Origin of the sequence: Rhizobium sp. S96 (genome assembly GCF_030382195.1) — a bacterium.
Classification (GTDB): domain Bacteria; phylum Pseudomonadota; class Alphaproteobacteria; order Rhizobiales; family Rhizobiaceae; genus Rhizobium.
This window is the reverse complement of sequence record NZ_JAUDRY010000009.1, coordinates 165,944-191,382: the sequence shown is the minus strand read 5'-3', so window position 1 is coordinate 191,382 and position 25,439 is coordinate 165,944. Positions and strand designations below refer to the sequence as shown.

Genomic DNA, 25,439 nt, shown 5'->3' with positions numbered 1-25,439 from the left:
TGGAAGGCCTGTTCCATAGACAGCTGGATTAACATGATTGTGACAGTCGGTCTTTGGCGAGAAGCCAATGGACCGACCAAACCGCCCTTGACCCCGTCACCTCACCTCTATCTTCTAGCGCGCGTTTTGATTGTTCATTTTTCGGGATCGGAGGAAGACTTATGGAATACCGCCAATTGGGCCGCTCGGGCCTGAGGGTTTCGACGCTTACGATGGGCACCATGACCTTCGGCGGCAAGGGCTGGGCAAAGACCGTGGGCGACCTCGGCGTTTCGGAAGCCCGCCGTCTGGTCGACATGTGCATCGACGCCGGCGTCAACCTCATCGATACGGCCGACGTCTACTCGGCGGGCGCGTCCGAGGAGATCATCGGCGAAATCCTCGGCGGCGTCAGAAAGAACGGCACGCTGATCGCCACCAAGGCTCGGTTCCCGATGGGCGAAGGTCCGAACGACGCTGGCAATTCGCGCTACCACCTGATCAGCGCCTGCGAAGCCAGCCTCAAGCGCATGAAGACCGATGTCATCGATCTCTACCAGGTTCACGAATGGGACGGCCAGACGCCGCTCGAGGAAACGCTGGAGGCGCTCGATACGCTCGTGAAGCAGGGCAAGGTCCGCTACGTCGGATGCTCCAACTTCTCCGGCTGGCACATCATGAAGGCACTCGGCATCAGCGAGCGCGAGCACCGCGAACGCTTCGTCAGCCAGCAGATCCACTACACGCTGGAAGCCCGCGACGCCGAATTCGAGCTGCTGCCGATCAGCCTCGACCAGGGGTTGGGCGTATTGGTCTGGAGCCCGCTCGCCGGCGGCCTTCTCTCCGGCAAGCACCGCCGCGACCAGGCAGCCCCCGAAGGCACGCGCCAGTTCGCCGGCTGGACCGAGCCGCCGATCCGCGACGAGAACCGCCTGTGGAATATCGTCGAGACGCTGGTATCGATCGCCGAAAGCCGCAATGTCTCGGCCGCCCAGGTGGCGCTCGCCTGGCTCATTGATCGCCAGGCGGTGACATCAGTCATCATCGGCGGGCGCACGGAAGCGCAATTCAAGGATAATCTGGCGGCAGCCGAGCTGAAGCTCTCGGCGGAAGAGCGCAAGCGTCTAGACGATGTCAGCCTGCCGCAGCTGCTCTATCCCTACTGGCACCAGCGCAACACCGCCAGCGACAGGCTTGGCGACGCCGATCTATCCCTGCTCAGCCCGCACCTTAATCAATAAGAGACCGAAACGGTCGGCGGCTCACTGGCCGCCGATCTCGCCTGCGATCAGCTTTCCGAGACGGGCGATGCCTTCCTCGATCTTCTCCTCGTTGCTCGAAGAGAAGCTCATGCGGAAAGTGTTTTCGCCCGAACCATCGGCGAAGAAGGCACGTCCCGGCACGAAGGCCACTTTGACTGTCTCGATCGATTTCGCGAGCAGCTTGGCACCATCCATGCCCTTCGGCAGCGTGACCCAGACAAACATGCCGCCCTCCGGCTTCGTCCAGCTCACGCCCTCGGGCATGTGCCTGGCGAGCGCGGCCAACATCACGTCGCGCCGCTTGCTGTAGGCTGCCCTGATTTTCGCGACCTGAGCGTCGAAACCTCTTTGCGCGACCTGCGCGATCGCAATCTGGTTGATCGTCGAGGAATGCAGGTCGGCCGCCTGCTTCATCAGCACCAGCTTGCGGATAACAGGCGCGTTGGCGACGATAAAGCCGACGCGCAGGCCCGGCGCCAGCGTCTTGGAGAACGAGCCGCAATAGATCGTCCGGGTCCTGTCGATGTCGCCCTTCTCGGCAATTTCAAGCGACAGGATCGGCGGGATCGCCTCGCCGTCATAGCGCAGCGACTGATACGCCGCATCTTCGATAATGGCGATATCCATCTCGTTGGCGAGCGCTATTAGCTTTTCGCGCCCGGCCAGATCCACCGTCTCGCCGGTCGGATTGGAAAAGTCAGCCGAGAGATAGGCGAATTTTACCTTCCCGCCCGCTTGAGCCGCCTGCGCCCGATAGGAATCCGGCGTCCGGTTGCCGTTGGGCGTCAGCTGGTCATAGGTCGGCTCGTAGGCGTTGAAGGCCTGCAGGGCGCCAAGATAGGTTGGCCAGGTCACCAGCGCCGTATCGTTCGGTGAAAGGAAGAGCTTGCCGAGATAATCGAGCCCCTGTTGCGAGCCGGAGACGATAAAGACGTTATCGACGCCGCACGGGATGCCGAGCTTGCCCAGTTCGCCGACGAGCCATTCGCGCAACGGCTTGTAGCCCTCACTGACGGAATATTGCAGCGCTGAATTCACCGCCGTGCTGTCGAAAATGTCGACATAGGCGGCTTTGAATTCCTTGTCGGGAAACAGGGCCGGATCAGGAATGCCACCGGCAAACGAGATGATATCAGGCTGGTCAAGCAGCTTCAAAAGCTCGCGAATTTCCGATGCGCGCATCCGCGACGAGCGCGTTGCAAAGATGCCGTCCCAATTCAACATAGGGTTTCCTCGTAATTTTTTGTCTTTAAGGCAGAGAAACACGCAACAAATGATAAGTCAACATTACTGACCTATTAGTTTGCTACCGTGACAATTTTTCGCGGCCGTCAGTCCAAAAAATCGAGGTCAATGAGCATGCGCTTCCTGCCCTTGCTCCCATCCGGGAGCAAGGGCAGGACTTGCATTTGAGTGATGTGCCGATCAGGAGCGGAAGAGCGAAGCAACCTGCTCCTGGCTTGGAATCTGGCCTTGCGGCGTGAGCTTGTCGACGACACCTGGCAGGACCGTCGAAAGCTGCTTCAGCAGCTCCTGCTCGCTGATGCCGGCATGCCGGGCGAGATCGCTGATGGTCTGTGAGCCAAGCGCACTTTCGAGACTTCCCGGTGCGATCGGCTGGTTCTGGCCAGGCTTGACCCAGGAGTCGACCGTGGATCCCTGCCCTGCTTCAGCCAGTTTTCCGAGCAGGCCGCCCAATCCACCAAGACCGCCCAGACTTCCGAGCAGGCCTCCATCGTCACCCGCCTGCGCGTTCGGCTGCTGCTGGGGTGCCGCGTCCTCCGGTGCACCACGACCGCCGAGAAGCTTGCCGACAAGCAACGCGCCGAGCGCGATCATGATCGGCTTCGAGATATTGCCGCCGGGAACGGCGTCATCAAAGATTCCCATGTCATCCTCCTTTTTCAATTTCTCGGCGAGAAGAGTAAAGACGCAATATCCAGCCAGCCGAGGCTTGAATTCCCGCATCTTCACTTTAGCTACGAAACGGAAATGGTCGGATTATTCGGCCATTCAAGGAGGGACTTCACAGATGTCTGTTATCGGCTGGATTATTCTTGGATTGATTGCAGGTTTTATTGGCAGCAAGATCGTCAACAAGACGGGCTCGGGCATGCTGATGGACATCGTGCTCGGCATCGTCGGCGCCATCGTCGGCGGCGTGATCTTCACCTTCTTCGGGGCATCCGGCGTCACCGGCTTCAACATCTACAGCCTGGTGGTCGCCGTCATCGGCGCGGTCGTCGTGCTCTGGCTCTACCATGCCGTGAGTGGCCGCCGGTCGATCTGATGCCTGTCGGATAATGCCCTTCGGGCGCCGCGCGTCGGTGAAGGCTGGCGCGCGATCTCAGCGATTGAAATGAGCCAGCATGTGCAGCGAAGGCACGTTCTCATTCTACAGACAGAACGCGGTCGACTATGCCGCGCGCAATCGAACGCTTCCCATCCGGCGGCTTGATGCCTTCCTCTCGGCCCTCCCGGCAGGCGCATCGATCATCGAGCTCGGTTGCGGTGGTGGTCAGGACAGTGTCTACATGCTGTCGCAAGGCTTTGAGGTCACGCCGACGGACGGATCGGCAGAGCTGGCGGCAAAAGCCGAAGCCCTGCTCGGACGCCCTGTGCAGGTGATGCGCTTTGATGAGCTCGATGCCGAAGACGCATTCGACGGCACCTGGGCTGAGGCCTCTCTGTTGCATGTACCGCGCACGGAGCTGCCGGGCGTTCTCGAGCGCATCAGGCGGGCTCTCAAACCCGGCGGGATATTGCACGCCACGTTCAAGGCCGGCGATGCCGAAGGGCATGACGGCTTCGGGCGCTACTACAATTATCTCTCCGCAGAATTGCTTTCAGACATGCTGGGCGGCAGCGGTTGGCACCAGATCGTCATATCGGAGACCGATGGCACCGGCTACGACCGCAAGCCGACACGGTGGCTCGCGATGCGCGCACAAAAATAAGGGCCGGCGCTTTCGCACCGGCCCTCAAAGATCTTGCGATCGCAACGCTTAGTTGACGGACTTGTCGACCAGCTTGTTCTTGCCGATCCAAGGCATCATGCCGCGCAGCTTGGCGCCGACTTCTTCGATCTGGTGGCTGTCGTTCATGCGGCGGATGCCCTTGAAGCGCGAGCCGCCAGCCTTGTATTCCTGCATCCAGTCGGACGTGAACTTGCCGGTCTGGATGTCGTGCAGGACGCGCTTCATTTCAGCCTTGGTTTCAGCGGTGATGATGCGCGGACCGGTGACGTATTCGCCCCACTCAGCCGTGTTCGAGATCGAGTAGTTCATGTTGGCGATGCCGCCTTCATAGATCAGGTCGACAATGAGCTTCACTTCGTGCAGGCACTCGAAGTAGGCCATCTCTGGCGCGTAGCCAGCTTCAACCAGCGTTTCGAAGCCGGCGCGGATCAGCTCAACGAGACCGCCGCAGAGAACGACCTGTTCGCCGAAGAGGTCGGTTTCGCACTCTTCGCGGAAGTTGGTTTCGATGATGCCCGAACGACCGCCGCCAACGCCGCAAGCGTAGGAGAGAGCGAGTTCAAGAGCGTTGCCCGAAGCGTTCTGGTGAACGGCAACGAGGCAGGGAACGCCGCCGCCCTTCTGGTATTCGCCGCGAACCGTGTGGCCCGGGCCCTTCGGCGCGATCATGACGACGTCGAGCGAAGCCTTCGGCTCGATCAGGCCGAAGTGGACGTTGAGGCCGTGTGCAAAAGCGATAGCAACGCCATCACGGATGTTGCCGGCGATGTCGGTCTTGTAGATTTCGGCCTGCAGTTCGTCAGGCGTCGCCATCATGATCAGGTCGCCCCACTTGGCGGCGTCGGCAACGGTCATGACCTTGAAGCCATCGGCTTCTGCCTTCTTGATGGTCGGCGAGCCGGCCTTGAGAGCGATCGCCACGTTGGCATGGCCGCTGTCCTTCAGGTTCAGGGCGTGTGCGCGACCCTGGGAACCGTAGCCGACGATGACGACGTTCTTCGACTTGATGAGGTTGAGATCTGCATCACGATCGTAATAGACGCGCATTTGAATGTCCTTCCCTTTGCTTGTCTTGTTTGACTGTCAGTAAAAGCGAAATCAGCCGATAAGCGGCATCTCCGCGAGAGCTTTTTCCGAGCCGTAGAGCCGCAGGAAGGCGGTCACCGCCTTCTCCGCCTGGCGGGCCGTATCCTTGCTGCCCGGCTCTCCGAGCAGCATGCGGACATGAAGGTCGGAAACGATCAGGCCATAGAGCGTATGATACGCCTCATCGGCATCGTTGAAACGAAGCAACCCGGCACGCTTGCCGGAATCGATCAGCCCCATGGCGCGGCGATCGATCTGGCGCCGACCGCGCTCCAGCAGCAGCTTGCCGAGCTTGGAGCCGTCGCGGTGCGACTGGCCGATCGCGAGGCGATTCAGCGCCAGCGACACATCGCCCGCAAGCACTTCGAGAAGGTCACGCGAGAAGATCACCAGATGGTCATGCAGGGAGGTCGCCGTCAGGCGCTCGCCATTGCGTTCGAAGGTACGGACCTTGCTCGCCTGGTAGGCGATCATCGCCGAAAGAAGGCCGTCGCGATCACCGAACCACTTGTAGAGGCTTTCCTTCGAGCAGTTAGCCGCACGAGCGACGCCCGAGGTCGTCAGAGCCTTTTCGCCGCCGTCCACGAGCAGCCGCAACGCCTGTTCCAGAACAGCGTTCTGGCGCGGCGAAAATTCGCTGGGCTCCAAGTTTTCGACAGACACGACGTAAGCTCCCGATAAGTACCGTACGGTACGGTTCGTGGGCTTTATGCTGCAAACCGCCGTGTGCGTCAAGCAGCATTTTACGAAATCGCGGACCGGAAAACCGGTCCTGAAACAGCATCGTCCACCGAAACAGGTGGACGGGCATACGGTACCGGCCGCAGGCTACTCCGCGGCCACCGGATCGCGCGCCGACTCCACATCCCTCAGTGGTGACAAGCCATAAAGCCGGCTGTATTCGCGACTGAACTGCGACGGGCTCTGATAGCCCACACGAAAGCCCGCCGTCCCGACATCCAGCCGATCGACGACCATCAGGCGCCTCGCCTCGTGCAGCCGAAGCTGCTTCTGATACTGGACCGGCGTCATGGCCGTCACCGACTTGAAATGGTGGTGAAACGACGACACGCTCATGTTGACGCGCTCGGCAAGTTCCTCGATCCGCAAGGGCTTGGAGAAATTTCCGCGCAGCCATGCCACCGCGCGGGCAATCTTGTTGCCCTGGTTTTCTGCCATTGCGATGTTGAGAAGGCGCGGGCCATCCGGCCCCATCAGGATACGATAGAGGATCTCCTCAACGATCAAGGGGGCCATCGCGGCGATCTCGTTTGGACGATCGAGCAGCCGCAGCAGCCGCACGGCGGCATCTAGCAATTCGGGAGGCGCAACGTTGACCGCCATGCCGCGCAGGACGCTGGCGTCCGTCGTCTGCCGCGGCACATCGATCCGTCTGAGCAGCGTTGCCAGTGTCTCGCCGTCGATGGCCAGCGCCAGACAGAGATGCGGCTGTTGTTCGCTCGCTTCCGTGACCCGGGAAGCCACGGGCAGGTCGAGAGATGTCAGCAGATAGTCGCCAGTGCCGTAATTCAACGTATCGGAACCGAGCCGCAGGCTCTTTGCGCCCTGCAGGACCAGCGCAAAACAAGGCCGGTAAGCCGTATGAAGCGGCTGTGTCGGACTGGATCGTCGGCTCAGGAACAGATTGTCGATCGGTGTCGCGACCTCACCATCCTCGGAGACGAACCGCGCCGCGATCGAGGCTATTTCCTGGTAAGGACTGAAGGGCAAGGTCATGCGCGGGAATCCGTGTCTCGATGCAATGGAAGCTGCGTTTATTTAGGACAATGCCGCGCCACTGCAAGAGAGGGATATCGGCGCAATCATGTGGTAGAGGCCAGCTGGTCACTCACAGCCGAGCAGACGAGACGGCACTTCCGAAAGAACTGCCGCCTTCCACACGATGGTTGCAATGGCCCGAAGCGGACGTTCAACAGATCTCTTGATGCCACCTCGCCTGTTCATGGTATGCAGGCGACGGTAGCGCGAACGATAGGGAGCTGTCGGTATGAAAAGCCTGCGCATCTATGCCACCCCGGATGGCGAATCGCATTTCGACCAAGTCGACTTGCCGACGACTAAGAGGTCGGTGCATCCCGACGCCACCCCGTTTGACGTTACGGCCAGCTACCCAGCGTCCCGCGTCCGCCTCACCCATATCCCCGCCGGAATGCGAGAGGTTGCCTGGCACACGGTCCCTGAACCGGTGCTTACTGTAAGGCTGGACGGATCTGTGGAATATGAGACGAGCGATGGAGAGATCCGTCACGTCCGGGCCGGCAGCTTCGTGCTGGTAGAGGACACACATGGCAAGGGCCATCTGTCGCGTCATTCGCCGGAGGCCCAGACCGTCATCTGGATCTCACTGCCAAACGGCCTTGATCTGCCACCTGTATAGTCTCTTTCATACAACGCCGGCATCAGGAACTGAGGCAAACGCATCCCACGGCATGACACCATTCGCCGATGGCAAACGTCTACGCTCTGGTCGGGTCGTGGTCTACCGCCAAAAGCGGTGAACTCCTCCGTGAGGCAGTGTCAGAACGCGGTGCTGAATCCTACCGTACCCTTGAAGCCATTGCTGCCGTCGAAGCGTGTCGCGGCAAGTGCTTCGCCATACAGATTGTACTTGCCGTCGGCCCACCTGTAGGTTCCACCGACGCCAACCTCGGCGCCAAGGGACTTCGGCTCGAACTTGGTGACGACGTCCGACACGTTGACACGGGTTCCATCAAGAAAATCGTAGGTCAGGTTGGCGATGGCATAGACATGGCTGTTGTTGGCGCTCGCGCCTTCATCATAGTCCACAGCCACCCCGATGCGGCCTTTGGCGCTGTCAGCACTATCAAGGCTTACATGTGCATTGAAACGATCGGTGAAGCTGTCGAAGTTCACCGAATTGTACGAAAACTGCGCCTGGGGAATGATGGACCAGTTGTTGTTGACGGGCATCTTACGACCGGCTTCGATGCTGACGCCATAGCCATTGCCGTCGTTCCGGTCCACGAGCCTGCCGACTTCGTCAGCGGAAAGATCGGTCGACAGTCGTGCGAGCGTGGCTTGCCCATCGACATAGGAACCGTCGTTGCCGTACCATGTCAGCGTCGCGCCGATGCTGTAGCTGTCGGTATCGTTGACCCCGTTCCCGATTGGCGAGATGACGTTGGCGTGCGTCTGGCCGTACTGAACGTTCAAGCCACCGATCAGCAGTCCCTTGTCGGATTCACTGAGCAACCCGTCGATACCGACCTGCACCAGATAGTGGTTGCTATCGTAGGACGCGCCCGTGGTCGAACTGCCTTCCTCGTGGCTATGTCCGCCTTCGATCCGGGTCCAGAAATTGCGAGGTCCTGTGTAGCCATTGGCGGCACCAACTTCCTCCTGATCAGACAAATAGCGATCGCCGACGCGCTGCCGCAGCGTTGGCAAGTCCGTCATGCCGAGGAGAATGACCGGATAGCTTTCGTAGACGAGTACGGTTGGGGCGAGGCCAGCGCTGCGCAGATACCAGTCACCATCCGTCGGATCGGTGATGCCGTTCTGATAGAGGTTGTAGCGGTAAGCTCCGCCGATCGCAGGAGAGCCGAGGACAAAGACGTCGGACGCCGAAATACCGTCCACGTCGACGACCTTGATTCCGTCGCCCGTCGTCTCGCCGCCGACCCCACTGAGGTTGGTCACGAAGATCCTGGTCGAACCGGCGCCAAGAATGGTGTCGCCGGTGATCACGAGAAGATCGGTCGGAGATGAGTCATCATAGAGCACGGATTCGATCTGGAGGGCACCGCCATTGCTCGTATAGTCACCATTGATCGTCAGTGTACCGATACCGTTGACCCCAGGCGCGATCGAACCGCCGGAATTGTCGTCGTATCGCCGACCCTACCTATACCGCGAAGTGTGCCGCCCAGGATGTTGATTGTCCCGCCGAGAATGCCGTTCACCTCCAGCATGCCGCCGTAGATGCTCGCCAAGCCGGAAAAACCGGTCTGGTCGGCGTTGAAGATGGTCCGGCCCGCATACTGGTTGATCGCGCCGCTGCCGTTGATCGCCGTATCGAATGCGTAGCCGGCTTCGGTATGGTTGAAATTGATCTCCGCGCTGGCAGCAAGCGTCACCGCAGAGGCAACAAGCGTACCTGCCGCCGTTGCCGCCGCGCCGACTGCCCCACCGATGTTCAGCGTAGCGTTGCTGTCCGGATCGGTGCCACCAAGGACGAGCGCGGAAGCGCCACCATTGATGAGGACCTGACCATCGTCCGCAATCGTGACAGTACCGGTCCCGTAAGTCCCGACATTCAACGCCAACGCTTTCAATTCCGACCCATCGCCGGACACTAGGACAGCGAAAGTGGGAACGATCGAACCGGTGCTCGTCGCGATGTTTACTGCGGCCTTTGCGTCCAAGACAGCGCGGTCGAGGATCGACAGCGAACCTCTGTAGAGGTTCATGGCGCCCGTGTTGGTCCATTCGGAACCTTCACCCGACACGATGACCGAAACCAGTGCTCCGGCGTAGGTTGTGGTTGTGAGGCCACCGAGATTAGTGAGACCGTTGACGTTCATCACGCCGCCGTCGAGCACGTTGATATAGGTCGTACCGTAGTAGGATCCTAAATTGGCGGTGCTGAACGATGAGTTCTCACCGAGAACGTTGATGGTTGCAGTGCCCTGAGAACCAGTTGTGTGGATCCGGATAGCGCCAGCAGTACTGAAAGACGCCCCATCTTCGACCGTGAAGACCGATGTGCTCAAGCCCCCGCGACTGAGATCAGTCGGTTCGGTGCTTGTCGTAACCACACTGGTACCCGCACCCGTGATTGTGAGGCTTGCTACCGAGCCAGCAGCCGAAGCGAGGGCGAGATGTGCCGTCCCGCTGGCACTGGACGGGCCAAATTGGACCAACCCACCACCGTTGATGATCGTCTGACCGCCGTTCAGGTTGATCCTGCTGATCCCGGAGGCCGTACTGTCCAGTACGAGTGTACCACTGCCAGTCTTACCCAGCACTGTATTGCCGTCCAGGAGTTGACCGGTAAAGGTGAGTATAGCACCAGCCGCCACATCGAAGGCCGGTGCCATCGAGAATGTCAGCGTGTTGGTTCCGGTCTCGACAGTGATGGTTTTGCCAGTGACGGCGGGAAAGGCACTGGTGAGCGCGAAGCTTCCCGTTAGAGTGATGGTGGAGGACGCATCCGCACTGGCCTGAGCGTCCGCTATCGCCTGATAGAGTTCCGCTTGGTTCGAGGCTGTGAAGGTGGCAGCAAAAGAGGGCTGAAAGGTACAGCCGAGTGCTAGGACACCCAAGGAAACACCTGAAAGGAACCGTAACTTTCGATCAGTTTCGCCTGAAGCCCGCGCCCCAAACCACAATGCCATGATCAGATTCCCATGCAGATTTCGATATATCTGCTACCTATTGGCGATCATGAGTTTTGATAATTATCAAATTTCACAGGTACTTAATTAGGATATCCACTTCACGTCACTATCGTCATAGTTGATTAAAGCTTAACTGGAATCTCGCGAATATCGTTCCGCTAGAAAGGTCACCGATGCCCCCTGCTGCCGGCTTTGAGCGTTGACGGGATCGATAATCACGCGGCTTGGCCGACTTGGCCGTCGGATATCTGCTTGCGCCTCAGAGTCAGGGTTTTGTGTCGGCGGCGATCTTCGTCAAAGCCGGACATTTGCAGGATCGTGCAAAAAGCTAGGAGGATCGCTCTAACGCCGATGGCGGTCCATGCGGCATAAGTCTCACCATCAGATTCCCGACCACAAACAGATGGAGTTCTCCCATGGCTATTGCAAAAGGCTATGCCGCGACCGACGCGTCGAAACCTCTGACGCCCTTTACCTTCGAGCGTCGCGAGCCGAACGCCGATGACGTCGTCATCGACATCAAGTTCGCCGGCATCTGCCACTCGGACATTCACACCGTTCGCAACGAATGGAAGAATGCCGTTTATCCGATCGTGCCGGGCCACGAGATCGCCGGCATCGTTTCGGCTGTCGGTGCCAACGTCACCAAGTTCAAGGTCGGCGATCACGTCGGCGTCGGTTGCTTCGTTGACAGCTGCGTCGGCTGCGCCACCCGCGATCTCGACAACGAGCAGTACATGCCGGGCCTCGTCGGCACCTACAACAGCGTCGAAGCCGACGGCAAGACGGCAACGCAGGGCGGTTATTCCGACTCGATCGTCGTAAAGGAAGGCTATGTCCTGTCGATCCCCGAAAACCTGCCGCTCGACGCCTCCGCGCCCCTCCTGTGCGCCGGCATCACCCTTTACTCGCCGCTGAAGCACTGGAATGCCGGCCCCGGCAAGAAGGTCGCGATCGTCGGCATGGGCGGTCTCGGACACATGGGCGTGAAGCTTGGTGCGGCCATGGGCGCGGATATCACCGTTCTCTCGCAGTCGCTCTCCAAGAAGGAAGACGGACTGAAGCTTGGCGCCAAGGAATATTACGCCACGAGCGATGCCGCGACCTTCGAGAAGCTCGCCGGCACCTTCGACCTGATCATCTGCACGGTCAGCGCCGAGGTTGACTGGAATGCCTATCTCGGCCTGCTCAAGGTCAACGGTTCTATGGTCGTCGTCGGCGCTCCCGAGAACCCGATCCCGGTCCACGCCTTCTCGCTGATCCCGGGCCGCAAGAGCCTGTCCGGCTCGATGATCGGCTCGATCAAGGAAACCCAGGAAATGCTGGACTTCTGCGGCGAGCACAACATCGTCTCGGAGATCGAGAAGATCAACATCCAGCAGGTCAACGAAGCCTATGAGCGCGTTCTGAAGAGCGACGTTCGCTACCGCTTCGTCATCGACATTGCGTCGCTGGCGGCCTGAGGCTGCCAAGCGTCAAGAAGACCTGGGCGGCTCGCAAGAGCCGCCTACCCCTCGTCGCGCATCGTTTCCCTTTGCGTGATCAGCCGGGCGCTATGCTGGCCGCTGAGATAGATCCATAGCCAACTCCACGCGACTGCAAAGCGCGAGCGCGTTCCGATCAGGAAGTAGATATGGGCGAGACCCCATATCCACCAGGCCAACCATCCCTTCAGCTTGATCTTGCCGAAATCCACGATAGCCGCACTTTGTCCGATCGTGGCAAGGCTTCCCTGGTGCCGGTAGCGGAACGCCGGTGGCGGCGCCTTTCCGGCCAGTCGCGCGCGGATGACCCTGGCGGCATAGCCGCCCTGCTGTTTGGCGGCAGGCGCAATGCCCGGCACCGGCGTGCCGTTATCCCTCATGACCGAGGCGGTATCGCCGATCACGAACACCTCCGGCAAGCCCGGCGCGGTCAGGTCCTTTTCGACAATCGCCCGCCCCGCACGATCGGCCGGAATATCCAGCCACCGCGCCGCCGGCGACGCCTGCACGCCGGCAGCCCAGACGATCGTCCTGCTGCCGATGAACTCTTCGCCGATCTTAACCCCATCGACCGAGCATTCCGTCACCGCCTTGCCGAGACGCACCTCGACGCCGAGATCCTCCAGTGCTTTTTGCGCATAGGCCGAGAGCTCCTGCGCGAAGCTCGGCAATACGCGGGGTCCTGCCTCGACCAGGATCACCTTGGTGGTCCTGGTGTCGATGTTGCGAAACTCCTTCGGCAATGTCTTGTGCGCCAGCTCGGCGATGATGCCGGCAAGCTCCACACCAGTCGGCCCGGCGCCGACGATCGTGAAAGTGAGCAACGCAGCACGGGTAGCCGCATCCGTCGTTGTCTCGGCGCGTTCGAAAGCCAGCAAGACGCGACGACGGATCGTCGTTGCATCCTCCAAGGTCTTCAGGCCTGGCGCCACCGGCTCCCAATCGTCCCGGCCGAAATATGCATGCGTGGCGCCGGTGGCGAGAACGAGCGTGTCGTAATGCAAGGCCGTTCCGTCGCGCAGCTTCACTTCCTTCGCCGCCGAATCGACAGCCGACACCTCGCCGAGCAATGTCGTCACCTCGGGCCTGTCGCTGTAGAGATGGCGGATCGGCCAGGCGATCTCGGAGGTCGATAGAATGGTCGTCGCGACCTGGTAGAGAAGCGGCTGGAAAAGGTGATGGTTGCGCCGGTCGATCAGCGTGATCCGTACGCCAGCGCCCTTCAGGCCGTTCACCAGTTGAAGGCCGCCAAAGCCGCCTCCGACAACGACGACGTGGTGTTCGCTCATCATCTGCCCTTTCGCTCGATACGCGACGACGATTAGTCATTGATCGAACACAGTTTTCAACTGCCGTTTAGGCATAGCTCATCTGCACTTGCGCGGGAACGGCGGGCGGGCGATGGACTGGGCTGCAATTTTGCCTTTCAATGACGACAACGCAGAAACGCGCACCAACCCGCGCGTACTCAGCACAACAAAATGCCATGGGAGCACCACCGGATGCAGACAATCGGCCTCATCGGCGGCATGAGCTTCGAGAGCTCGGCCGTCTACTATCGCTTGCTCAACGAGATGGTGCGCGAGCGCCTGGGCGACCTCGCCTCGGCCGAATTGCTGCTCTATTCCGTCAACTTCGAAGAGATTGTCGTGATGCAGAAGGCCGGCGATTGGGCTGGTGCGGCCGCGCGGCTCGGCGATGTCGCGTCGCGCCTGGAGACGGCCGGCGCCGCCTGCATTCTCATCTGCAGCAACACCATGCACCTCGTCGCCGATGAAGTCGCGTCGCGTGTTTCGGTGCCCTTCCTCCATATCATCGACGAGACGGCAGCATCGCTGAAGGCCGCCGGCTGCAAACGACCATTGCTCCTTGCTACCCGCTACACCATGGAACACGGCTTCTATACCGATCGCATGAAGCGCCTCGGACTCGATATCGCGGTCCCTGAAGCAGCCGATCGCACGACCGTCCACGACATCATCTTCAACGAACTCTGCGCCGGGAAGGTGCTGGAAAGCTCGCGCGAAAAGTTGATGCGCATCATCGAACGCGAGCGCGCCGCAGGCGCCGACAGCATCATCCTGGGATGCACCGAGATTTGCCTGATCCTCGATCCGGACAATCTGCCTTTGCCCGGATTCGATACGACAAAGATCCACGCGACGGCCGCGATCGATTTCGCATTGAGGCAAACAGCAGCGGCTTAAGTCCGTGTAATTTTATTTGACTCAGTCAACTAATTGCATGACAAAGTCTTCCATCAGGAGATCTTTGCCATGCCCGATTCCGCCTTGATCGAAACCGTTCGCGACTTCAACCGCTTCTACACCAACTTCCTTGGCGTCCTGAACCGAGCCTATCTCGATACGCCGTTCACCCTCACGGATGCGCGGGTGCTCTTCGAGATCGGCTCGCGCAACGGCGTCAGCGCCTCTGCCTTGACGCGCGACCTCCAGCTCGACGCTGCCTATCTGAGCCGCATCCTCAAGCGTTTTCGCAGTGAGGGACTGATCGAGACGGCATCCGATCCTGATGACATGCGCAGCCAGATCATCAATGTCACCGCCAGGGGACGGGATCAATTTCAGGAGCTTGGAAGGCGTTCGAATGTCCAGATCGCCGAGCGCTTCGAAACGCTGGCGGCGGGAGCACCGCAAAACATCGTCACCGCCATGACCACGATCCGCGCACTGCTGGAACCGAACGCCGCGCCGCCGGCGACGATACTTCGTCCGCATCGCGCCGGCGACATGGGCTGGATCGTGCAGAGCCAGGCGAAAGCCTACACCGAGGAATACGGCTGGGACATGCGCTTCGAAGGACTGGTTGCGGACGTGGCTGGCAAGTTCCTGACCAACTTCGATCCGGCGATGGAATATTGCTGGATCGCCGAGCGCGCCGGCGTCAACATCGGCTCTGTCCTGATCGCAAACGGCGGCGACAGCATCGCCAAGCTTCGGCTGCTCTATGTCGACAAGGCAGCGCGCGGCCTTGGGCTTGGCAAAACGCTGGTCGATGAATGCATTCGCTTCGCCAAGGCAAGGCAATATCGCCAGCTGTCGCTGTGGACGAACGACATCCTCCACGCGGCCCGCGGCATCTATGTCAAGGCAGGCTTCCGCCTTGTCTCCGAAGAGAGACATCGCATGTTCGGCCGCGAGGAAAACGGCCAGACCTGGGTTCTGGATCTGTAATCCGCACCCCGCTCGAAAGCTTCGCTTGATTTGGAAACGAACATTCCCTAATTAGGTCGTCATGACGACCGAAACTCTTGAATCAAAGAACCGAGCACGTGGCCGCCCGCGCGAATTCGATGCGGATGCCGCGCTGGACAAGGCGCTTGCCGTCTTTTCCGAGCGCGGCTACCACGCCGCCTCCATCAGCGAACTGACCGAAGCGATGGAACTCGCTTCCGGCAGTGTCTACAAGGCGTTCAAGGACAAGCGCGGCATCTTTCTTGCCGCCTTCGATCGCTACCGAAAGGTCCGGCGGAGCATCCTCGATGCGCGATTGGCAAAGGTTGAGACTGGCCGCGAGAAGGTCCGCGAAGTCCTTGCCTACTATGCCTCCTCCTCCCACGGCGAATCCGGCCGGCGCGGATGCCTTGTCGTAGGCAGCGCCAGCGAACTGGCGATTTTCGATGAGGAAGCCGCCGAACGTGTCGCTGCGGCCTTTGATGCCAATGAAAAACTGATCCTGGATCTTGTTCGGCTCGGCCAAGCGGACGGCACGATTTCCATAGCGATCGACAGTGAAACAACCGCCCGCGCACTGCTGTGCCTGACAAAAGGCATGCGCGTCGTGGGAAAGACCGGACGCACCGAGAACGACATGGCAAATGTTGCCGAGGCAGCCATGAGGCTTCTGGGGTGACCATTTCATCACGCGAGCGCCCCCTCCCGCTCGCCGACACAACGATAATCTGATCCTCCCACCGGAGTCCTAGCATGAGCCTATCTGCCACAACGCGCGAAGCCGTCAGCCCCCAGTCGATTTCGCCCCTGATGACATTCCTGTTTGCCGCGGCCTGCGGCCTGGTTGCCGCCAACCTCTACTATGGCCAGCCGCTCGCAGGCCCGATCAGCGCCTCGCTCGGCTTCAGCCCGGCGGCAACCGGGTTGATCGTGACGCTGACGCAGATCGGCTATGGCCTCGGCCTGTTGCTCATCGTTCCGCTCGGCGACCTTCTGGAAAACCGTAAGCTCGTCCTGACGCTGATCGCCGTCTCCGCGCTGGCTCTCGTCGGTGCGGGATTGGCGTCGACGCCGATGATGTTTCTTGCCGCATCGCTTTGCATCGGCCTGGCATCGGTTGCGGTGCAGGTGCTTGTTCCCTTCGCGGCAAACATGGCGCCCGACGCCACACGCGGCAGGGTCGTCGGCAACGTCATGAGCGGCCTTCTCTGTGGCATCATGCTTGCCCGCCCCTTCGCGAGCTTCCTGGCGGAAGCGACCTCCTGGCACACGGTCTACTTCGTAACGGCAGCGACCATGGTCCTGCTGGTCGCAATCCTGCGCGTCAAACTGCCGGTACGCGTTCCCCACACCAAGCTGAGCTATGGCGAGCTGCTTGCCTCAATGGCTCACCTCGCCCTCCACTCTCGAGTCTTGCAGCGCCGCGCGCTCTATCAAGCCGGGATGTTCGGCGCCTTCAGCCTGTTCTGGACGACGACGCCGCTGCTTCTAGCCGGCCCGGAGTTCGGCTTGACGCAGAACGGCATTGCGCTGTTTGCCCTGGCCGGCGCCGCCGGCGCCATCGCCTCGCCGATCGCGGGACGTCTTGCCGATCGTGGCCTGACGAAGATCGCCTCGGCCCTCGCCATGCTGCTCGGAATGACCGCGTTCCTCATCGGTCACTTTGCCGCCGATGGTTCGATGGCAGCCCTGCTTCTGCTCACGGCCGCAGCAATCCTGCTGGACTTCGGCGTCACCACCAATCTCGTTGTCGGTCAGCGAGCGATCTATGCGATCAGCCCCGAACACCGAAGCCGCCTCAATGGGCTCTTCATGGCGACCTTCTTTGCAGGAGGCGCCTTCGGCTCGGCGATCGGCGGCTGGGCCTTTGCCACCGGCGGCTGGGCAATGACGGCCTGGATCGGCCTGTGCTTCCCCACCTTCGCTTTCCTGCTGTTTCTGACGGAAGGCCGCCAGCTGAAGGCAGCTTAGGCTTCAGCTGAATCGAAGCGCAGACGGGCGGAGCGAACCGCATCATGGTTCGCCTCCGCCCAATTTAGCAGCAGCGCCAGCGTTCCATACAGCGATCGACCGAGGTCCGTCAGGCGATACTCGACGCTCGGCGGCTTGGTTGGAAACACTTCACGCTCGACGTAACCGTCACGCTGCAGATCGCGCAGCGTCTGTGTCAGCATGCGCTGCGAAATATCCGGGATCATCCGTCGCAGCTCGCCAAAACGGTAGGGGCGCTGCGATAGTGCCTCCAGCATCAGCGTCGACCACTTCCCGCCAATCTGCTGCATCATGTCCCTCACGGGGCAGTTGTTGAAGTCGAGCGCGCTGAGATCGACCTCACGCCGGATCCGTGCCTCGGACTTGCCCTTCAGATTGACGACTGCGCCACTCATGCGTGGTTCCCTTTTGGTAACGTATGGCCCAAAAACTGCCTGCTTTACAGCGCCGCGTCAATTCCTATTCTAGTGCTAGTCTCTTTTTGAGACCATAAAGCGAACCTAGAGGCAATCACATGAGCGACACCATTCTCGTTACCGGCGCAGCCGGCCAGCTCGGCCAGCGCGTGATCCATCATCTGCTCGAAACCTACAAGGTTCCGGCGGCCAAACTCGTCGCCGCCACGCGCGATCCCTCAAAGCTTGCAGAGCTCGCTGCCAAGGGCGTCGCCACGCGCAAGGCGGACTTCGACGATGCGGCAACGCTTGAAGCGGCATTCCAGGGTGTCGACCGGCTGCTGATCATCAGCACGGACGCGCTCGCAGTACCGGGTCAGCGTCTGAAGCAGCACACGGCCGCCGTCAACGCCGCCGTCAAGGCCGGCGTAAAGCACATCGCCTACACCTCGATGCCGTCGCCGGACAAGTCGCTGGTGACCTTTGCACCGGACCACCTCGGAACAGAGAACGCGATCAAGGCAAGCGGCCTAGCCTACACGATCCTTCGCGACGCATGGTACATGGACAACTACCTGCATGGCATGCCGCACAATTTGCAGTCCGGCACGTGGTACACGTCCAGCGGTGACGGCAAGGTACCAAACATTTCTCGTGAAGACTGCGCGCTTGCGATTGCAGCAGCCCTGGCGTCGGGCTCCAGCGACAGCGCCACCTATACGCTGACGGGCTCGGAATCGCTCAACGCCAACCAGATCGCGGCCATCGTCGCCGAGGCTGCCGGCAAGCCCCTAGCGGCTGTGGCGGTCACTGATGAACAGCTTGGACAGGGCATGCGCGGAGCAGGCCTTCCCGATTTTGTCGCCGATATGCTGGTATCCGCCGATGCCAACATCCGTGCCGGCAACTTCGACCTTGTGACCAGCGATTTTACCAAGCTCACGGGCAAGCAGCCCGAAACGCTGAAGGCCTTCTTCGTGGCGCACAAGGCCGCCCTGATCGCTTGATTTTTTGACAGCGCCCGCCCTGCACGGCATGGGCGGGCGTTGACCCTATACTAGATCTTCTGTCCGCAGGCTCGGCAGAAGCGCCGCACCGTTTCGGCCATGCCATATTCAAGTGCATCGGCCGTCAAACCGTGGCCGATCGACACTTCGGCAAGCTTCGGAATGCGCTTCACAAGCGGCGGAAGATTGGCAACGGTCAGATCGTGTCCGGCATTGATGCCCAACCCAAGCGCAAGCGCCGTATCCGCGGTCTTCCCAAGCGCTTCGAGGATCGGCGCGGCCCGCTCCGGCGCGTCGTAGCAGCCGCCATAGGGACCGGTATAGAGTTCGATCCGGTCCGCCCCCACGGCCTTGGCAATCGCCACGGCCTCCGCATCGCCGTCGCCATCGGCAAACAGCGACACGCGGGTTCCTGTCTTCTTCAGGCGCGCGATGACATCGGTCAGCAGATCGCCATGCTTGCGGAAATCCCAACCGTGGTCTGAGGTCGCCTGTGACGGATCGTCGGGCACCAGCGTCACCTGTTCCGGCGCAGCACTAGCGCAGAGCTCCAGAAACTCGTCCGTCGGATATCCCTCGATGTTGAATTCGGCATTTGGGAACTCGTCATCGATCAGGTTGCGAATTACAGGCAGATCGGAGAAGCGGATATGCCGCTGGTCCGGCCGTGGATGCACCGTCAAGCCGCTTGCCCCTGCCTTCAACGCTATTCGCCCGAGATGCTCGACACTCGGCCAAGGAAGGTCGCGGCGATTGCGCAGCATGGCGACGGCATTGAGATTCACGGAAAGGGTTGTCGGCATTGGTGTTTCCATTGAAGCGATGGCTGCACCGCTTTTAAGCCAATGCAACGCTCAGGGCCAACGAGATTCATGCATGAGTGCATGTGATTTTCTGATGACCGGCGGCAAACGTCTCGGACGCGACGGCAGAAAGTACTATCCGTTCGATTTCCGGAGATTAAACGATTAAAATACAAACACCTGCGCAACCAAAGCAAACATTCCGGCACCGACTGCAATCAGCCGATTACATTGCCATCCAAATTAGAAGTCACTATTTTTAAGACTAACAAAAGGTATCCGGCACGGGTAATCTGAGCACAATGCAACAGAGAAATACGCGACCGTTGCTTCGAAGAACAAAATAGTACGCCTAGAGGAAAACCCCACTCGACCGCGTTCCTTTCGTCGCAGTGTGTGTGCTGCACGATGTGCACAACAGGAGGGTTCATGGCAGACAGTTTCAAGCAGACGCTTACTCAGGGGTCGCAAGGCGCTCCGCCGCGTCCTCGAGCAAAAATGCCGTTTCTGCCGTTCATTGCGCTGCCGCGGGAATTGCCGCCGGGTCGCGTGCCGATCGCCGACATGGCCAATGCGTTTGGGGTGACGCACAGAACATTGCACTTCTACGAGGAAAAGGGGCTGATTTCCTCCAGCAGGATCGGGCTGATGCGGGTCTATGACGCATCCGAAGTCATGCAGATGGCCGTGATCAACGTATGTCGCGAAACTGGCATGGCCGTCGCGGTCATCCAGGAACTAATGAACGAGCTCTGCTCGGTGGAATCACAGCACACCGCCGAAGCCGTGTTTCGCTCGGCACTTGCGGCCCGCAAGCGGGAACTGAGCGCGGAGATGTCGACACTACATCGCCAGCTGCAGCAGGTTGCCGAACTGCTGGATAGCAACACGGAAGGCGATGGTCCGCACAACGACAATGCGGCCGAGCAGGCTCTGACCGATCAGGAGCTTCGCTGCCTGGCACTGATGGCGGAGGGTCTGTCGACGCAGAAAATCGCCCGCCACCTCGATCTCAACGAGAGCGAAGCAAAGTCCATCGAAGCATCGATCATTACCAAACTCCGGGCGAACAATCGTTTTCAGGCCATTACCAAGGCCGTTCTGCTCGGGGTGGTCCAAGTCTGACGTTCCGCAACGCTTGAAGCGGCCGCCACCGCATCAAACTCCTAGCGAACAATTGTCAGCGTTTCCGCAGCACGCGTGATGGCCGTATAGAGCCAGCGCTCCCGGGTGTCTCGAAACGCCCAGCTTTCATCGAACAGAACAACATTGTTCCATTGCGAACCCTGCGCCTTGTGCACGGTCAGCGCATAGCCATAGTCGAACTCGTCGTAGCGCTTGCGGGTATTCCAAGGGATTTCCCCCTCGACGTCCTCGAAGGCCTGCTTGAGCAGCTTGATCTTGGCTGCACCGCGATCCATGTCGTCGTCCTCGGGACGGATCAGCAAGTTGATGCCGGGCTTCGTCGTCTCTCGGGAGGAGGTCATGACCTGCCATAGCGAACCGTTGAGCAGCCCCTTCGCCGGGTCGTTACGCAGGCACACGAGCTTGTCGCCGGTCTGCGGATAGTCGGCCGTGAAGCCCTTCAATTCGCGCAGGCGCTGATTGTAGCGGCGGCGCGTCCGATTGGTTCCGACCAGAACCTGATCCGCATCCAGCACCAGTGACTGCGTCACGTCGTTCTTGGAAATCACCTTCGCGGTGCCATAGTCGCCATAGGCGATCTCATTGCCCTCACGCACCTGCATCGCAAGCTTGATGATCGGGTTGTCGCGCGCCTGGCGGTGGATGTCGGTCAGCAGGTAGTCGGGATCCTGGTTGGTGAAGTATCCGCCGCCGGAAACGGGCGGCAGCTGGCCGGGATCGCCGAGAACGAGGATCGGCGTACCGAAACTCATCAGGTCCTTGCCGAGCGCCTCGTCCACCATCGAGCATTCATCGACGATGATCAGCGCGGCTTTTGCCACCGGGCTTTGCCGATTGATGGAAAACATCGGGGCGATCGACGTCTTGCCCGTCTCCTCGTCCTCGACCGCCTCCTCACCGCGAGGGCGATAGATCAGCGAGTGAAGCGTCTTGGCATTGCTGGCGCCCCTGGAACGCAGGACCTGCGCCGCCTTGCCGGTGAACGCCGCAAACAGCACATCGCCGTCGACATGTTCGGCGAAATGCCGCGCAAGCGTGGTCTTCCCCGTTCCGGCATAGCCGAACAAGCGGAAAATCGGTGACTTCCCCTCCTTCAGCCATTTGGAAACGGCCTTCAGGGCGTCGTCTTGTTGCGGAGCGAATTGCATGGTCAGCGACTTGGCAGGATTCGCTTGGGATAGGCAACTCAAAAACTCCTGAGATGCCGGGAATAAAATGGCCCTCGCCCGTGTCTCATGTCCGGCAACGCAAGAAAGCCTGCCGTAACGTGTGAGGAGAAAACCATGAAGTCCCTAACCACGCTGATCGTATTGGCTGCGCTGTCAGCCGCTGCAACACCCGCTTTCGCCGACGCTCCGGTCAAGACAGTCGATTCCGCCAAGGGCAAGATCCTGGCCGGCGAAAACGGCATGGCGCTCTATACCTTCAAGAAGGACACGATGGGCGTATCCAACTGCTATGACGATTGCGCCAAGGCATGGCCTCCGCTGCTGGCAGTTGGCAATGTGAAGACAGAAGGGGCATACTCGCTCATCGAACGCAAGGACGGGACAAGGCAATGGGCCAAGGATGGCATGCCGCTCTATTTCTGGGTCAAGGACAAGAAGATGGGCGATGTCACCGGTGATGGCTTCAAGGATGTCTGGGATGTTGCAAAGCCTTGAGCGGCGGACGGGGCGACACGCATGAAGCCACCCGCTCCTGAAACCTTCGAGGGCCAGGTCCTGGCCCTCCTCCCATCGCTAAGGCGCTATTCCAGGAGCCTGACGCGCTCCGATAGCGACGGCGAAGACCTGCTGCAGGATTGCGTCGAAAAGGTCCTGACCCGGCGCGGCCAGTGGCGTGGCCTCAACCTGCGCGGCTGGGTCCTGACGATCATGACGAACCTCTACCGCAACGGGCGTCGCAAGAACACCGCCAACGCATTCGTGGACATGGACGGGGCGGAGAACCTGGCAGCTGTGGAACAACCATCGGACCCGCTCGAGCGCTCCCGGCTGGAAGGCGCGTTGAATGCGCTGTCGGAGGAAAACCGGGCGGTGCTCATGCTCGTCGTCATGGAGGGCTACACCTACCAGCAGGTGGCCGACATGCTCGACATCCCGATCGGAACCGTCATGTCCCGCCTGTCGCGTGCCCGCCAGAAGATCGCGGAGCAATTGCGCGCGGACAATATCATTACGCTTCGGAGACCGAAATGAACGAACCCATCCCCACCGTGACCGAAGCGGACCTTCACGCCTATGTCGACGGCCAACTGCCCGAGGCCACACGCGCACGTGTCGAAATCTGGCTGCGCGACAATCCCGACGAGGCCAGCAAGGTCGCCACGTGGCGGGCTCAGAACGCCGAAATCCGCACGCTGTTCGCAGGCTTCGAGACAAGCAAGGACAGCGATGTCGCCCTCGTCGCGCGCCGGCGTTTCGCTATCGTCTGGCCAAGGTACTCGGCCATCGCCGCCTGCGCGGTCGTCCTTTTCGGGCTCGGCGCGCTGAGCGGCTACTATGGGCCGCAAATCTTCGACAAGCCGCAGCTTCAACTGACCGAGGTTCAGACGTTCCCACAGGAGGCCCAGAACGCCTTTCTGGTCTATGCCGGCGAAGTCAGACATCCCGTGGAAGTCTTTGCCAACGAAGAGGCGCATCTGGCGACCTGGCTCGGCAAGCGTCTGAACATTCCCAATCTCAAGGTGCCGAATCTGCAGACCATCGGCTTCCATCTTGTCGGCGGTCGTCTGCTGCCGGTCGACGGCAGACCCGGCGCGATGTTCATGTACGAGGATCAGGCTGGCGAACGACTGACCGTTCTCGTCGGTCGCAACCCTGCCAACCGCACGACGAGTTTCCGCTTTGCCTCCGCCGACAATGTCGAGACGTTCTACTGGATCGATGGCGAACTAGGCTATGCCGTGACCGGCGAAATATCCCGCGACACGTTGAGAAAAGTGGCGGAGGAATGCTACCGGCAGTTCCCTTCCTGACCCCTAGCGAAGCGGGTCGTTGGCAAGCTCTATCGGGTGACCGTGTGGTGTCGCCTCCGCCGCGCGTTGCCAGCTGCGCTGCAGGGCAAGAAGAGCGTCGGCATCGGCAACGCCGCGCTCGACCAGAACCGCAGACAAGGCCGTAACCCAACAGTCGAAATAGTCGCTGCCGTCCACGGCGCGCCCCGGCTTGTGCAGTTCCCGCGACAAGTTCTCCGCCCACTCGTTCCAGCTGAACAGGCCACGCTCGTGCAGATGCACCGTCATGGCAAAGGCTTCCGCCGCCCACGGTTCCGGAAAGACCGGCTCTCCGTCTGCCGAGATCGGTAGTTGCGGCGATTGCGCCAGCGGCGATGAGGTCTCACACCGGCTCAAGGTAGCTCTCCCATGCATCGATCGAAACGCTGAGCGACGGATCGGCGCCCTCGCCCCAGATCTCGCCGCCATCGAAGACGACGGTATAGACCCATTGAGGGTTCTCTCCCCTGCCATGTGCATTGTCGTCGGGAAAGACGAAGGAGCCCTGGACGGCCTCCACGACCCCGGATTTGGCGCGCGCATAGCGGGGCAGTCGCGTGTGGCCGGTTGGATTGAAGTTCTTCGTCCGAACTCTGTCGCCGGCTGCAAAGCGCGGCAGCGTCTCGACCGGCCGGTCGCAGGGACCGCCTTTCGCAAGCACGCCCGCGACCATGTCAGCCTTGAGAACACGCTTGGGGCTTGCGCCCTCGCTCTGCTTGTGGCCGGCTTCGATCTCGCCGTCCGCGACGAAGCCATGGCGCGTCAGCAGCACTTCGAGCGCCCGGATCCAGACCTCGTAGTAGCTGGCGGCAAGGTAATCCGCAGGCGGAATGTTCTCCCGCGCATGGCGGCTTTCATCGATGTTCCACGCGCCAAACGCGCCGCAGGACAGCGTAACGCCAAGCGCCCGCTTTTCCCACTCGGCATGGAAATAAGGTTCATCCTTTTCGGGAGCAACAGGACCGAAACCCATCTGCCCGCCTAGATCGTGAGGACCGTTCATGCCGGGCCTCCGGCGGCTGCCGCGACACCGGTGCCAATCATCGCGTCGCGACTGACGAGGTTTGCCAGTCGCTCCTCGCTCCAGCCATCGGTGCCATCAGGCCGCTCGGGAATGACGAGATATCGCAATTCGGCCGTCGAATCCCATACGCGGATCTTCTTGCTCTCCGGCAAGACGACGCCGAACTCGGCCAACACGCCGCGCGGATCGATCACAGCGCGCGACCGGTATGCCGGCGCCTTGTACCAGACCGGCGGCAACCCGAGCACGGACCACGGGTAGCAGGAGCAAAGCGTGCAGACGACGAGATTGTGGGTATCGCCGGTGTTGAACACCGCACGCATATGCTCGCCCTGACGACCGGTATAGCCGAGGCTAGCAATCGCGGCCGTCGCGTCACGCTTCAGCCAATCGGCGAAATCCGGATCGCTCCAGGCCTTGGCGACGACACGTGCACCGTTGCGCGGCCCGACTTTGGTCTCGTAGGTCTCCACGATCGCATCGAGCGCCGCAGGATCGATCAGGCCCTTCTCGGTCAGAACCGTCTCAAGCGCCCTCACCCGCGCCTGCATGTCGGAGTAGTGATTATCGTGGTGATAGTCATGATCATGGGGATGATCGTGATCGTGGTGGTGGTCATCATCGTGCACGAGAATAGTCCTCCGAAGTGGCACCTCATTCTTAGGCCGACGCGGAGACACTGCCAAGACCTCCTATGCGCATGCAACTTT

General features: G+C 60.6%; 28 protein-coding genes. 14 read left to right on the top strand and 14 right to left on the bottom strand.

The window, feature by feature from the left end:
* Positions 1–161 precede the first annotated feature (161 nt).
* The gene (locus QTL94_RS11910) at positions 162–1,220 is read left to right on the top strand and encodes an aldo/keto reductase (protein WP_289801682.1); all 1,059 of its coding nucleotides are present in this window, start codon (positions 162–164) and stop codon (positions 1,218–1,220) included.
* A 21-nt stretch (positions 1,221–1,241) separates the two neighbouring features.
* Here QTL94_RS11910 and QTL94_RS11905 read toward each other — a convergent pair whose 3' ends face one another.
* Entirely contained in the window at positions 1,242–2,465 is a 1,224-nt protein-coding gene (locus QTL94_RS11905; RefSeq protein ID WP_289801681.1) for an aminotransferase-like domain-containing protein, read from the bottom strand.
* Positions 2,466–2,666: 201 nt separating this feature from the next.
* A complete protein-coding gene (locus QTL94_RS11900; protein ID WP_289801680.1) occupies positions 2,667–3,131 on the bottom strand; it encodes a YidB family protein in 465 nt (154 codons plus the stop codon).
* Positions 3,132–3,273: 142 nt separating this feature from the next.
* Here QTL94_RS11900 and QTL94_RS11895 point away from each other — a divergent pair, with 142 nt between their 5' ends.
* Entirely contained in the window at positions 3,274–3,531 is a 258-nt protein-coding gene (locus QTL94_RS11895; RefSeq protein ID WP_065693678.1) for a GlsB/YeaQ/YmgE family stress response membrane protein, read from the top strand.
* 79 nt (positions 3,532–3,610) lie between these two features.
* Positions 3,611–4,198: a class I SAM-dependent methyltransferase gene (locus QTL94_RS11890; protein ID WP_289801679.1), complete on the top strand. Its 588-nt coding sequence runs from the start codon at positions 3,611–3,613 to the stop codon at positions 4,196–4,198.
* 48 nt (positions 4,199–4,246) lie between these two features.
* Here the strand turns inward: QTL94_RS11890 and ilvC are convergent, their stop codons facing one another.
* The 3 genes from ilvC to QTL94_RS11875 all read right to left on the bottom strand — a co-directional run bounded on the left by ilvC (position 4,247) and on the right by QTL94_RS11875 (position 7,042).
* Positions 4,247–5,266 carry a ketol-acid reductoisomerase gene (ilvC, locus tag QTL94_RS11885; RefSeq protein ID WP_065693676.1) on the bottom strand — a complete coding sequence of 340 codons (1,020 nt, stop codon included), beginning with the start codon at positions 5,264–5,266 and terminating at the stop codon, positions 4,247–4,249.
* Between the two features lie 51 nt (positions 5,267–5,317).
* The gene (locus QTL94_RS11880) at positions 5,318–5,968 is read right to left on the bottom strand and encodes a TetR/AcrR family transcriptional regulator (protein ID WP_065693675.1); all 651 of its coding nucleotides are present in this window, start codon (positions 5,966–5,968) and stop codon (positions 5,318–5,320) included.
* A gap of 165 nt (positions 5,969–6,133) precedes the next feature.
* Complete coding sequence (locus QTL94_RS11875) at positions 6,134–7,042, bottom strand: AraC family transcriptional regulator (protein ID WP_289801678.1); 909 nt, start codon at positions 7,040–7,042, stop codon at positions 6,134–6,136.
* A 271-nt stretch (positions 7,043–7,313) separates the two neighbouring features.
* On the opposite strand from QTL94_RS11875, the gene QTL94_RS11870 reads away from it, so the two are divergent.
* Positions 7,314–7,703, top strand: coding sequence for a cupin domain-containing protein (locus QTL94_RS11870; RefSeq protein ID WP_289801677.1), 390 nt, complete (start codon positions 7,314–7,316; stop codon positions 7,701–7,703).
* Positions 7,704–7,843: 140 nt separating this feature from the next.
* On the opposite strand, the gene QTL94_RS11865 is transcribed toward QTL94_RS11870, so the two are convergent.
* Both QTL94_RS11865 and QTL94_RS11860 read right to left on the bottom strand, forming a co-directional pair.
* Complete coding sequence (locus QTL94_RS11865; RefSeq protein ID WP_354666060.1) at positions 7,844–9,079, bottom strand: autotransporter family protein; 1,236 nt, start codon at positions 9,077–9,079, stop codon at positions 7,844–7,846.
* Between the two features lie 41 nt (positions 9,080–9,120).
* Entirely contained in the window at positions 9,121–10,611 is a 1,491-nt protein-coding gene (locus tag QTL94_RS11860; protein WP_289801676.1) for a hypothetical protein, read from the bottom strand.
* Positions 10,612–11,102: 491 nt separating this feature from the next.
* Between QTL94_RS11860 and QTL94_RS11855 the strand changes: the two genes are divergently transcribed.
* Positions 11,103–12,149 carry an NAD(P)-dependent alcohol dehydrogenase gene (locus tag QTL94_RS11855; protein ID WP_065693671.1) on the top strand — a complete coding sequence of 349 codons (1,047 nt, stop codon included), beginning with the start codon at positions 11,103–11,105 and terminating at the stop codon, positions 12,147–12,149.
* Between the two features lie 44 nt (positions 12,150–12,193).
* Here the strand turns inward: QTL94_RS11855 and QTL94_RS11850 are convergent, their stop codons facing one another.
* Complete coding sequence (locus tag QTL94_RS11850; RefSeq protein ID WP_289801750.1) at positions 12,194–13,459, bottom strand: NAD(P)/FAD-dependent oxidoreductase; 1,266 nt, start codon at positions 13,457–13,459, stop codon at positions 12,194–12,196.
* A gap of 213 nt (positions 13,460–13,672) precedes the next feature.
* Here QTL94_RS11850 and QTL94_RS11845 point away from each other — a divergent pair, with 213 nt between their 5' ends.
* The 4 genes from QTL94_RS11845 (at position 13,673) to QTL94_RS11830 (ending at position 17,335) form a co-directional block, all read left to right on the top strand.
* Positions 13,673–14,377 (top strand): aspartate/glutamate racemase family protein, encoded by a 705-nt coding sequence (locus tag QTL94_RS11845; protein WP_289801675.1) that lies wholly within the window; start codon positions 13,673–13,675, stop codon positions 14,375–14,377.
* A gap of 69 nt (positions 14,378–14,446) precedes the next feature.
* Positions 14,447–15,364: a bifunctional helix-turn-helix transcriptional regulator/GNAT family N-acetyltransferase gene (locus QTL94_RS11840; protein ID WP_289801674.1), complete on the top strand. Its 918-nt coding sequence runs from the start codon at positions 14,447–14,449 to the stop codon at positions 15,362–15,364.
* A gap of 61 nt (positions 15,365–15,425) precedes the next feature.
* Entirely contained in the window at positions 15,426–16,043 is a 618-nt protein-coding gene (locus QTL94_RS11835; protein ID WP_289801673.1) for a TetR/AcrR family transcriptional regulator, read from the top strand.
* A 74-nt stretch (positions 16,044–16,117) separates the two neighbouring features.
* A complete protein-coding gene (locus QTL94_RS11830) occupies positions 16,118–17,335 on the top strand; it encodes an MFS transporter (RefSeq protein WP_289801672.1) in 1,218 nt (405 codons plus the stop codon).
* On the opposite strand, the gene QTL94_RS11825 is transcribed toward QTL94_RS11830, so the two are convergent.
* Positions 17,332–17,751 carry a winged helix-turn-helix transcriptional regulator gene (locus tag QTL94_RS11825; protein ID WP_289801671.1) on the bottom strand — a complete coding sequence of 140 codons (420 nt, stop codon included), beginning with the start codon at positions 17,749–17,751 and terminating at the stop codon, positions 17,332–17,334. The genes QTL94_RS11830 and QTL94_RS11825 overlap by 4 nt on opposite strands.
* A 119-nt stretch (positions 17,752–17,870) precedes the next feature.
* Between QTL94_RS11825 and QTL94_RS11820 the strand changes: the two genes are divergently transcribed.
* Positions 17,871–18,758 (top strand): SDR family oxidoreductase, encoded by an 888-nt coding sequence (locus QTL94_RS11820; protein WP_289801670.1) that lies wholly within the window; start codon positions 17,871–17,873, stop codon positions 18,756–18,758.
* A gap of 50 nt (positions 18,759–18,808) precedes the next feature.
* Here the strand turns inward: QTL94_RS11820 and QTL94_RS11815 are convergent, their stop codons facing one another.
* On the bottom strand, positions 18,809–19,561 hold the full coding sequence (locus QTL94_RS11815) for a pyridoxine 5'-phosphate synthase (protein WP_289801669.1): 753 nt from the start codon (positions 19,559–19,561) through the stop codon (positions 18,809–18,811).
* Between the two features lie 429 nt (positions 19,562–19,990).
* Between QTL94_RS11815 and QTL94_RS11810 the strand changes: the two genes are divergently transcribed.
* Positions 19,991–20,686, top strand: coding sequence for a MerR family transcriptional regulator (locus QTL94_RS11810; protein WP_289801668.1), 696 nt, complete (start codon positions 19,991–19,993; stop codon positions 20,684–20,686).
* 41 nt (positions 20,687–20,727) lie between these two features.
* Here the strand turns inward: QTL94_RS11810 and QTL94_RS11805 are convergent, their stop codons facing one another.
* Complete coding sequence (locus tag QTL94_RS11805) at positions 20,728–21,855, bottom strand: ATP-dependent DNA helicase (protein WP_065693662.1); 1,128 nt, start codon at positions 21,853–21,855, stop codon at positions 20,728–20,730.
* 135 nt (positions 21,856–21,990) lie between these two features.
* On the opposite strand from QTL94_RS11805, the gene QTL94_RS11800 reads away from it, so the two are divergent.
* Genes QTL94_RS11800 through QTL94_RS11790 form a run of 3 tightly spaced genes read left to right on the top strand, consistent with a single transcriptional unit; the run spans position 21,991 to position 23,687 of the window.
* Positions 21,991–22,371, top strand: a complete 381-nt coding sequence (locus QTL94_RS11800; protein WP_065693661.1) for a COG4315 family predicted lipoprotein — start codon at positions 21,991–21,993, stop codon at positions 22,369–22,371.
* Between the two features lie 21 nt (positions 22,372–22,392).
* Positions 22,393–22,908 carry an RNA polymerase sigma factor gene (locus QTL94_RS11795; RefSeq protein WP_289801667.1) on the top strand — a complete coding sequence of 172 codons (516 nt, stop codon included), beginning with the start codon at positions 22,393–22,395 and terminating at the stop codon, positions 22,906–22,908.
* Positions 22,905–23,687: an anti-sigma factor family protein gene (locus QTL94_RS11790; protein ID WP_289801666.1), complete on the top strand. Its 783-nt coding sequence runs from the start codon at positions 22,905–22,907 to the stop codon at positions 23,685–23,687. Before QTL94_RS11795 ends, QTL94_RS11790 begins: the two co-directional genes overlap by 4 nt.
* Before the next feature lie 3 nt (positions 23,688–23,690).
* Here QTL94_RS11790 and QTL94_RS11785 read toward each other — a convergent pair whose 3' ends face one another.
* Genes QTL94_RS11785 through nthA form a run of 3 tightly spaced genes read right to left on the bottom strand, consistent with a single transcriptional unit; the run spans position 23,691 to position 25,358 of the window.
* A complete protein-coding gene (locus QTL94_RS11785; RefSeq protein ID WP_289801665.1) occupies positions 23,691–24,062 on the bottom strand; it encodes a nitrile hydratase accessory protein in 372 nt (123 codons plus the stop codon).
* The gene (nthB, locus tag QTL94_RS11780) at positions 24,049–24,708 is read right to left on the bottom strand and encodes a nitrile hydratase subunit beta (protein WP_289801664.1); all 660 of its coding nucleotides are present in this window, start codon (positions 24,706–24,708) and stop codon (positions 24,049–24,051) included. Before nthB ends, QTL94_RS11785 begins: the two co-directional genes overlap by 14 nt.
* On the bottom strand, positions 24,705–25,358 hold the full coding sequence (gene nthA / locus QTL94_RS11775) for a nitrile hydratase subunit alpha (RefSeq protein WP_502944125.1): 654 nt from the start codon (positions 25,356–25,358) through the stop codon (positions 24,705–24,707). The genes nthB and nthA overlap by 4 nt, the downstream gene beginning before the upstream one ends.
* Between the last annotated feature and the right edge of the window lie 81 nt (positions 25,359–25,439).